At 70.6% G+C, this 8156-nt stretch carries 10 protein-coding genes and 2 pseudogenes; 5 read left to right on the top strand and 7 right to left on the bottom strand.

The genetic code is table 11. The annotated features are described in order from the left end of the window. Positions 1-160 (bottom strand): annotated as a pseudogene (locus D0D28_RS37230) (IS256 family transposase); the annotation flags it as partial. A 592-nt stretch (positions 161-752) separates the two neighbouring features. Further along, the gene (locus D0D28_RS34655) at positions 753-1595 is read right to left on the bottom strand and encodes a helix-turn-helix domain-containing GNAT family N-acetyltransferase (protein ID WP_116115409.1); all 843 of its coding nucleotides are present in this window, start codon (positions 1593-1595) and stop codon (positions 753-755) included. Positions 1596-1697: 102 nt separating this feature from the next. On the opposite strand from D0D28_RS34655, the gene D0D28_RS34650 reads away from it, so the two are divergent. The 3 genes and pseudogenes from D0D28_RS34650 (at position 1698) to D0D28_RS34640 (ending at position 5310) form a co-directional block, all read left to right on the top strand. After that, positions 1698-3029: an NAD(P)-binding domain-containing protein gene (locus tag D0D28_RS34650; protein ID WP_116115407.1), complete on the top strand. Its 1332-nt coding sequence runs from the start codon at positions 1698-1700 to the stop codon at positions 3027-3029. Beyond that, positions 3026-4225, top strand: coding sequence for an MFS transporter (locus D0D28_RS34645; RefSeq protein WP_429727770.1), 1200 nt, complete (start codon positions 3026-3028; stop codon positions 4223-4225). The genes D0D28_RS34650 and D0D28_RS34645 overlap by 4 nt, the downstream gene beginning before the upstream one ends. Positions 4226-4266: 41 nt before the next feature. Further along, positions 4267-5310: pseudogene (locus D0D28_RS34640) on the top strand (flavin-containing monooxygenase). 10 nt (positions 5311-5320) lie between these two features. Here the strand turns inward: D0D28_RS34640 and D0D28_RS34635 are convergent. Beyond that, positions 5321-5698 (bottom strand): STAS domain-containing protein, encoded by a 378-nt coding sequence (locus D0D28_RS34635; protein ID WP_094003122.1) that lies wholly within the window; start codon positions 5696-5698, stop codon positions 5321-5323. A gap of 177 nt (positions 5699-5875) precedes the next feature. Between D0D28_RS34635 and D0D28_RS34630 the strand changes: the two genes are divergently transcribed. Beyond that, a complete protein-coding gene (locus D0D28_RS34630; protein ID WP_094003147.1) occupies positions 5876-6178 on the top strand; it encodes an ArsR/SmtB family transcription factor in 303 nt (100 codons plus the stop codon). A 7-nt stretch (positions 6179-6185) separates the two neighbouring features. On the opposite strand, the gene D0D28_RS34625 is transcribed toward D0D28_RS34630, so the two are convergent. The 3 genes from D0D28_RS34625 to D0D28_RS34615 form a co-directional block, all read right to left on the bottom strand. Next, positions 6186-6590: an arsenate reductase ArsC gene (locus D0D28_RS34625; protein WP_094003121.1), complete on the bottom strand. Its 405-nt coding sequence runs from the start codon at positions 6588-6590 to the stop codon at positions 6186-6188. A gap of 79 nt (positions 6591-6669) precedes the next feature. Continuing rightward, on the bottom strand, positions 6670-6870 hold the full coding sequence (locus D0D28_RS34620) for a hypothetical protein (protein ID WP_094003120.1): 201 nt from the start codon (positions 6868-6870) through the stop codon (positions 6670-6672). Between the two features lie 10 nt (positions 6871-6880). Next, the gene (locus tag D0D28_RS34615; RefSeq protein ID WP_116115405.1) at positions 6881-7525 is read right to left on the bottom strand and encodes an arsenate reductase ArsC; all 645 of its coding nucleotides are present in this window, start codon (positions 7523-7525) and stop codon (positions 6881-6883) included. 125 nt (positions 7526-7650) lie between these two features. On the opposite strand from D0D28_RS34615, the gene D0D28_RS34610 reads away from it, so the two are divergent. Then, positions 7651-8028, top strand: a complete 378-nt coding sequence (locus D0D28_RS34610) for an ArsR/SmtB family transcription factor (protein WP_094003118.1) — start codon at positions 7651-7653, stop codon at positions 8026-8028. A gap of 13 nt (positions 8029-8041) precedes the next feature. Here D0D28_RS34610 and D0D28_RS34605 read toward each other — a convergent pair. Beyond that, positions 8042-8156 (bottom strand): integrase core domain-containing protein (locus tag D0D28_RS34605; RefSeq protein ID WP_162830614.1); only part of this gene is annotated, 115 nt, incomplete at its 5' end.

Genomic DNA, 8156 nt, shown 5'->3' with positions numbered 1-8156 from the left:
TCTCCTCATTCAGCGCGGTTTCCAACACGTTCTTGGTGAACAGCTTCAACAGCCCGTTCGGGCCGGTCAGCTCCAGCCCCCGCTGCCGGGCCTCGGCCACCATCGCCACCGCAGCGGCCTGCTCCGGCGACAACCGCTTCTCACTCTTACGTGGAGTCACAGCCCCAGATGTCATCACTCACAGTGCCCATCCCGCCGGACCTCAGCCCGGCGTGTCGGGCCAGAAACACCGATCTTGAAACAGTCCCTGTTGTCCCGGTGCCCGAGCAAGTCAGTGCGCTTCCAACTCCGCGGCTCGGACGCACTGGGTTGCCCTGCTTGGGAGAGTTGCACGGAGCAGGTGGCAGGACTCGCCGGATGGTGCCGTCGGCGGTGACCACGAGCTGACTGGAAGGTATGCGGGCGTACGTAGGGCTTTTGGCAACTGTGCCAGCATCTTGCTGACTGCATCGCACAGCGCACGGGTCCCCGAGGACATGATCCTCGCCGTGCTGATTGTCGGCCGCAGTGCGCTGTTCGGGACCCGGCGGTGTCGGCTGAGCGGGCTCTGGTGATGCTCGGTGGCCGCCACGCCGTGCGCGCTGGCGATTCCCATGATCTCGGCCGCTTGTGTCGCTCACTGTCAACGCCGCTGCTGGACGTGCGCTGCGCAGCGGCCCGCGAAATCATGGCATCCCGAGCGGGGAGCATGCCAGGCGCGATCGTTAACCTCGCCACGCAGCGTTTGCCTGTCCTGGTGGACATCCAGTTCATCAGTTGATGTTGTTGCGGCGTTCGAGGAGGACGGTGTCGTGCCAGGTGCCGTTGCGTTGGGCGATGCGTTCGCGGATGCCGATGGTGCGGTAGCCGGCGGAGTGGTGCAGGGCGAGGCTGGCGCGGTTTTCGGTGAAGATGGAGGTTTGCAGGGTCCAGTAGCCGGCTTCGTCGAGTGCGATGACTTGCTGGCGGATGAGGGCTTTGCCGATGCCGCGGCCGCGGTGGCCGTCGGCGACGTAGATCGAGGTTTCGGCGACGCCGGCGTAGCAGTCGCGAGTGGACACCGGGGTGGCGGCCGCCCAGCCGACCACTTCGCCGTCGAGTTCGGCGACCCACCGCTGGTCCGGGAGCCATGTCGCGTCGAGGGTGGCGCGGCTGGGGACGGTGGTCTCGAAGGTGGCGAGCCCGGTGCCCATGCCTTCGCCGTAGATGCGGCGGACGGCGGCCCAGTCCTCGTCGCGCAAGGCCCGCACGGTGACGTCGGCGGGGACGTCTTCGGGGCAGCAGGGACGCGGCGCGAGCAGGCCCATCACGGCGTCGGCGGCGTGCGGGAGGCCGGCGCAGCAGGCCGCGTTGACGGTGACGATGGTGGCGGTGCCTTCCTTGCGGACCTGCACGAACCCGACGTCGGCGAGTTTGCGCACGTGGTGTGAGCAGGTGGACTGGCTGATGCCGAGCAGGCCGGTCAGGGCGCCGACGGTGATGCCGCGGGGTGCGGTGGCCACGGCGTGCAGCAGCCGCACCCGGGTGGGCTCGGCCAGGCAGGCGAACCAGTCGGCGTAGGTGGCGGCTTCCCCGTCGGGCAGGACCTGGGCCTGGGGCGCGGCAGTCGTGGTCATGTCCCCGAGTGTATCGATTCCAATCGATGGTTGCCTCGATCGATGACAGTCGATACAGTCTGAGGCCAAGTCAATCGAGCTGGATCGATGGAAGGAGCCGGGATGAGTGAGCTGCCCGTCGTGGTGGTGGGGGCTGGGCCGATCGGGCTCGCGGCGGCCGCCGAGGTGCTGGAGCGGGGTTTGGAGCCGGTGGTGCTGGAGCGCGGGTCGCGGGCGGGGGCGTCGGTGGCGCAGTGGAACCACGTGCGGTTGTTCTCCCAGTGGTCGGAGCTGGTGGACCCGGCGGCAGGCCGGCTGCTGGAGGCCACCGGGTGGGAACGCCCCGCGGCCGAGGACTACCCGACGGGGCAGGAGTGGGTGGCGTGTTACCTCGCCCCGTTGGCCGCCGCCTTCGGTGAGCGCGTCCGGTTCGGCACCGAGGTGGTGGGTGTCGCGCGCCGTGGCCGGGACCGCGTGGTCGACCACGGGCGGGACACCGAGCCGCTGACGGTGCACGTCCGGCACGCCGACGGCCGCGAGGAGCTGATCACCGCGCGGGCCGTGATCGACGCCTCGGGCACGTGGACCAACCCGAACCCACTGGGTGGCGACGGTCTCTCGGCGCTGGGCGAGCGGGCGGCGGCGGACCGGATCACCTACCGGGTGCCCGACCTCGGCGACCCGGTGGTCCGGGAACGGTTCGCCGGCAGGCACGTCGCGGTCGCGGGCAGCGGGCACTCCGCGTTGACGGCGCTGGTCGCGCTCACCGCCGTGGAGGGGACGCGGGTGAGCTGGATCCTGCGCCGCGGCTCGGTGGGCGCCACCTTCGGCGGCGGCGAGGCCGACCAGCTGCCCGCCCGCGGCGCGCTCGGGCTGCGGGCCAAGGAGGCCGTGGACGCCGGGCTGGTCGCGGTCGTCTCCGGGTTCCGCACCGAGGCCGTGGCGCGCGACGAGCAGGGCCGCCTGGTGCTGCGCTCGGGCGACGGGCGCACCGTCGAGGCGGTGGACGAGGTCGTGGTGGTGACCGGCTTCCGCCCGGAGTTGTCCTGGCTGTCGGAGCTGCGGCTGGAGCTGGACGCCACGCTGCAGGCGCCGGTCGCGCTCGCGCCGCTGATCGACCCGAACGTGCACTCGTGCGGCACCGTCTACCCGCACGGCGCGAAGGAACTCGCGCACCCGGAGCCGAACGTGTACCTGGCCGGGATGAAGAGCTACGGCCGCGCCCCCACGTTCCTCGCCATGACCGGCTACGAGCAGGTCCGCTCCATCGCCGCCGCACTGGCCGGGGACCACGAGGCCGCTGGGCGGGTGGAGCTGGTCCTGGCCGAGACCGGCGTCTGCGGCGGGGCCGGCTTGTTCGACGAGCCCGCTGCGGACGCCTCTTCGGGCGGGTGCTGCGGTGGTTCGGCCGACCCGGAGCTGATCTCGCTGTCCGCCCCCTCGACGGACCGGTGACGGTTGATGCCTGCGCGCAGCCCGGCTCGCTGTCGAAGGCCGGGCTGCGCCGCGTCATGGTGACCTTGTGCGTCACCGAGATCACCAGCTGGGGCGTGCTGTACTACGCCTTCCCCGTGCTGGCCACCGACATCGCGAAGGCCACCGGGTGGTCACCGACGTGGATCACGGCCGGTTTCTCCGCGGGGCAGCTGGTCGCGGCCCTTGCCGGCATTCCGGTGGGGCGGTGGCTGGACCGGTACGGGCCGCGGTGGCTGATGACCGGTGGCTCGATCCTCGCGGTGCCCGCGGTGGTGGCGATCGCAACTGCGCAGAACCTCGCCTGGTTCATCGCGGCGTGGCTGCTCGCCGGGGTGGCGATGGGCGCGACGCTGTACCCGCCGGCATTCGCCGCGCTGACCCGCTGGTACGGGCCGCGCCGGGTAGGCGCGCTGACCGTGCTCACCCTGGCGGCCGGCCTCGCGTCGACGGTGTTCGCCCCGCTGACCGCCGCGCTGGCCTCCCACCTGGACTGGCGGCAGACCTACCTCGTCCTCGCCGCCATCCTGGCGGTGATCACCATTCCGGGCCACGCGTGGGGGTTGCGGGGGCACTGGCCCGATCCCGAGCCGCACGAGGGCCCCGCGCACGCCGATCCCGGACGTATCGCGCGGAGCCGTGCGTTCGTGGCGCTGGTGGTGGCCTTGAGCTTGTCGGCGTTCGCCGCGTTCGCGGTGGTGATCAACCTGGTGCCGTTGCTCACCGAACGTGGGCTGAGTCCCGGTGCCGCCGCGGTCGCGCTCGGTCTCGGCGGGGCCGGGCAGGTGCTGGGCCGCCTCGGCTACACCACCTTCACCCGGCACACCAGCGTCCGGGTCCGCACCGCGATCATCCTCACCGCGGTGGCGGCCACGACCGGTGTGCTGGGTCTGCTGACCACCGCGCCCGCACTCGTTATCGCCGCGGTGGTCGCGAGCATGGCTCGTGGTGTGTTCACCCTCTTGCAGGCCACGGCCATCACCGACCGCTGGGGAGCGGTCCACTATGGACGCCTCACCGGGTTGTTGTCGGCGCCGCTGACGATCACGATGTCGCTCGCGCCGTGGGCGGGCGCCGCAATCGCCGACGGGCTTGGCGGCTACTCGCACACCTTCCTCGTGCTGGCCCTGGTCGCCGTCGCGGCAGTGGTGGCCTCCCTGGTCAGCGTCCCCCGGTAGCCGATCTTCTGAACTCGTCGTATTGAAAGGGTTTCTTTGTCATGCCTGATGCCATTGTGATCGGCGGCGGTCAAGCCGGTCTCGCGTCCGTCCGCGTCCTCAAAGCCCGCGGGCTGGAGCCGGTCCTGCTGGAGGCCGGCGACGAGCCGGTCGGATCGTGGCCGCACTACTACGACAGCCTGCACCTGTTCTCCCCGGCTCGCTACAGCTCGCTTCCCGGGATGGCGTTCCCCGGCGACCCGGACCACTATCCGCACCGCGACGAGGTGATCGACTACCTCCGCCGCTACGCCGCGGCCCTGCAGGCCGACATCCGCACCGGCCACCGGGTCACCGCCGTGACCCGGCCCGACGGCGAGTTTCTGGTGTCGACCGAGGCGGGTTAAGAATTCTCCGCGCCGACGGTCATCGCCGCCACCGGCGCCTTCACCTCCCCGTATCGGCCCGCGTTACCCGGGCTCGACCGGTTCACCGGCACCGTCCTGCACTCCAGCGACTACCGCGAGCCCAGCCCCTTCGCCGGGCAGCGCATCGTGGTGGTGGGCGCGGCCAACTCCGCCGTCCAGATCGCCGTCGACCTCGCGCCGCACGCCCGCGTCACCCTCGCCACCCGCCACCCGATCCGCTACGCCCCCCGGAAACCGCTCGGGCGGGACGTGCACTTCTGGCTCACCGTCACCGGATTCGACGCCCTGCCCATCGGCCCCTGGCTGCGCACCAAACCGGGCATGCCCGTCCAGGACGCGGGCGGCTACCGCGCCGCGATCGACGCCGGCGCACCAGACCAGCGCCGGATGTTCACCGCCATCGACGGCGACACCGTGACCTGGCCCGACGGCACCCGCGAACGGGTCGACACCATCCTCCTGGCGACCGGGTTCCGCCCCGGACTGTCCTACCTGGACAAGCTCGGCGCCCTCGACCCGGCCGGGATGCCCAAGCAGCACCACGGCCTGTCCACCACCCACCCCGGGCTCGGGTTCGTCGGGCTGGAATGGCAGCGCAGCTTCTCCTCGGCCACCATCCGCGGCGTCGGCCGCGACGCCGCTCACCTCGCCCGGCGGCTGCTCAAGCGCCGAGGGTAGGACGGCGAGGTCAGAAACCGGCGCCCTCGGCGGCTGCCGAGTCGAAGCGGGCGACGGCGTCGCGGACGGTGATCGTGGTGGGCAGGACGCCGATCAGCCCGGCGCGTTCGAGTAGTCGCTGAATCAGGCCCCCGAACCCCGCGAGCACCAGGCTCCCACCCCTCTCCTCGGCGGTGCGGCCGAGTACGAGGAAGACGTCGGCACCCGAGGAATCGCAGAACGTGACCCGGGACAGGTCGAGGACCAGGTAGTGGTGTCCGGTGTCGAGCAGGGCCATGCCTTGGTCGATCAACGCGGGGACCGTCGACCGGTCGAGTTCACCGGCCATGCGCAGGATGGAGCAGCCGGCCGACGCGTGTTCGACGGCGATCTCGATCGTACGGCTCATGCCGACGCTCCCCCGGGTACGCCGCGCGTCGTCAAGGCTCACATTGTGAGTATGGCGGTGACGAGCAGTGGGGGTGCGATCGAGACAACCTTGCCTCACTGAATCGATCACCGTCAAAATAGCGAGGTGTCGAACCAGGAGCTGTTGCTGAACCACCTCGTGGCCTGTTGCCCGCCGATGAGCCAGACGCCGCTGTCGGCGGAGCAGGCGGAGGCGCTGGCGCGCGGGTTCAAGGCGGTGGCCGACCCGGTCCGGTTACGGCTGTTGTCGCTGATCGCCTCGCACGCCGAGGGGGAGGCGTGCGTGTGCGATCTGACCGAGGGGTTCGAGCTGACCGGCCCGACGATCTCGCATCACTTGAAGGTGCTGCGGGAAGCGGGTTTGATCACGGGCGAGCGGCGCGGCACCTGGATCTACTACCGCGCCGTGCCCGCGGCGATGGCGCAGCTCTCGGCCGCGCTCGCGCCGGCCGAGAGCTGACGGGCTCTTACCTGTCGAGCAGTTCGGCCAGCAGGGCGCGCACGCGGCGGTCGATGTCGTCGCGGACCGGGCGGACCTCCTCGACGGGCTTGCCGGCCGGGTCGTCGAGCTGCCAGTCCAGGTAGCGCTTGCCGGGGAAGACCGGGCAGGTGTCGCCGCAGCCCATGGTGATGACCACGTCGGAGGCTTCGACGTCCTCGGTGGTGAGCTTGCTGGGCACCTCGGCGGTGATGTCCAGGCCCCACTCGGCCAGTGCCTGCGCGGCCGCCGGGTTGACCTTCTCGCCCGGTTCCGAACCGGCGGAACGCACGGCGACGCGGCCCAGGGCGTAGTGCTGCAGCAGCGCGGCGGCCATCTGGGACCGGCCGGCGTTGTGCACGCAGACGAACAGGACCTCGGGAATGTCGGTCACCGGATGCTCCTTGAGGATCGGCAGAGGTGCTTGGTTCGATAATGCCCGATCCAGGTGAACATCCGGTGACCGGTTCCGCTCAGGAGGACACGGCGTAGTACGCGGTCGAGATGACGAGCGTGACGCCGAAAGCCAGGCAGGCCCAGCCCGCCGCGACCGCTGCCTGTTCCCAGGCGCGGGCCCGCGACCTCCACAGGTCGGCGAGCTTGAGCAAGCCGAAGGTGAACAACGCGAGCGCCGCCATGACGCCGGCGAGCGTTCCGAGGAACTGTCCGGGCATCGGCTGCGGCTCAGGCTTCGCCGAGCAGTTCCGGGAGCAGGTCGCGGACGCGCCGGTCGATCTCGTCCCGGATGGGCCGGATCTCTTCGATCGGTTTGCCGACCGGGTCGTCGATCTGCCAGTCGAGGTACCGCTTACCCGGATACACCGGGCAGGCGTCCCCGCAGCCCATGGTCACCACGATGTCGGCGGCGCGCACGACCTCGTCGGTCAGCGGCTTCGGATAGGCGCAGGTCAGCGGCACCCCGAGTTCGGCCAGCGCATCGACGATCTGCCGGGGGATGTGGTCTCGCGGCTGCGACCCGGCCGAGCGCACCGCGACCTTGCCGGAGGCGTGGTGGTCGAGCAGGGCCGCCGCCATCTGGGACCGGCCGATGTTGTGCACGCAGATGAACAGCACCTGCGGCACGGCGACCCGCGCGAGACCGAGCGTGTGACCGTGGTCGGTGAGGCGCTCCTTGGCGAAACGCGCCGTCAGGGTCGCCAGGTGGGTCGTCACGCTGGCCTGGGCGCGGAGGAGGGTGTGGGTCTCGTCGACGTAGCGGCGGACCGTCTCCGGGCTGAAGACGCCGTGGAAGGTGTCGGACAGTTCCTCGACGATCCGGTCGAGTTGAACGTGCAGATCATGCTGGGGTAGGCCGCTGGCGCGCGTCATGGTGGTGCCCCTCCGGGTACGATCCATCCTGGATCGAGTTTTGTCGAAACAAGCACAGCAGGGCAGCGAGATCGCTGTCAACCCTTGGATCGACATTGGTCAATCCATGACCTAGCCTTTACCTCATGACGAAGCTCGCCAGCCTCGATCTGGTGAACGACCACCGTCGCGGGCGCGGCGGCGAGCGCTGCGTGCCCGATGCTGTCGCCGCGATGTCCGAGGCCGCGGCGGGCGATGTCGCCGCGGTGTTCAAGGCGCTGTCGAGCCCCGCGCGCCTGCACCTGCTGACGCTCCTGGCGGGCGGCGAGCAGGTCTGCGTCTGCGACCTGGCCAAGCGCACCGCGCTGTCACAGTCCACTGTGAGCCATCATCTGGGCATCCTGAGCCGGGCCGGCCTCGTGCGTGGAGAACGCCGCGGCACGTGGGTCTGGTACGAACTGCTGCCGGATCGCCTGGACGAGGCGCGCGCGCTCCTGCTGCCCCGGGTCTCGCTCGACGCCTAGCTGTATCCGGCCGTTAGGTTGGTAGCCGGCTGATGGGCGGTCGTCCTCCGAGTGCGCTGTGGCGGCGTTCAGTGTTGTAGTGCTCGATCCAGGCTGCAAGTGCTGCTGCTCGTGCCTCGTTGCTGGTG

The sequence above is a fragment of the Amycolatopsis ruanii genome, from assembly GCF_003385175.1.
Lineage (GTDB): Bacteria > Actinomycetota > Actinomycetes > Mycobacteriales > Pseudonocardiaceae > Amycolatopsis_E > Amycolatopsis_E thermalba.
Note: the sequence above shows the minus strand (reverse complement) of the source record. Positions and strands in the feature narration are given on the sequence as shown.

Bases quoted from the DNA above. Each gene is read 5' to 3' on its own strand.
- D0D28_RS34655 (WP_116115409.1), bottom strand. From the start codon at position 1,595: ATGACCACGACTGCCGCGCCCCAGGCCCAGGTCCTGCCCGACGGGGAA.
- D0D28_RS34650 (WP_116115407.1), top strand. From the start codon at position 1,698: ATGAGTGAGCTGCCCGTCGTGGTGGTGGGGGCTGGGCCGATCGGGCTC.
- D0D28_RS34635 (WP_094003122.1), bottom strand. From the start codon at position 5,698: ATGAGCCGTACGATCGAGATCGCCGTCGAACACGCGTCGGCCGGCTGC.
- D0D28_RS34630 (WP_094003147.1), top strand. From the start codon at position 5,876: ATGAGCCAGACGCCGCTGTCGGCGGAGCAGGCGGAGGCGCTGGCGCGC.
- D0D28_RS34620 (WP_094003120.1), bottom strand. From the start codon at position 6,870: ATGCCCGGACAGTTCCTCGGAACGCTCGCCGGCGTCATGGCGGCGCTC.
- D0D28_RS34615 (WP_116115405.1), bottom strand. From the start codon at position 7,525: ATGACGCGCGCCAGCGGCCTACCCCAGCATGATCTGCACGTTCAACTC.
- D0D28_RS34610 (WP_094003118.1), top strand. From the start codon at position 7,651: ATGACGAAGCTCGCCAGCCTCGATCTGGTGAACGACCACCGTCGCGGG.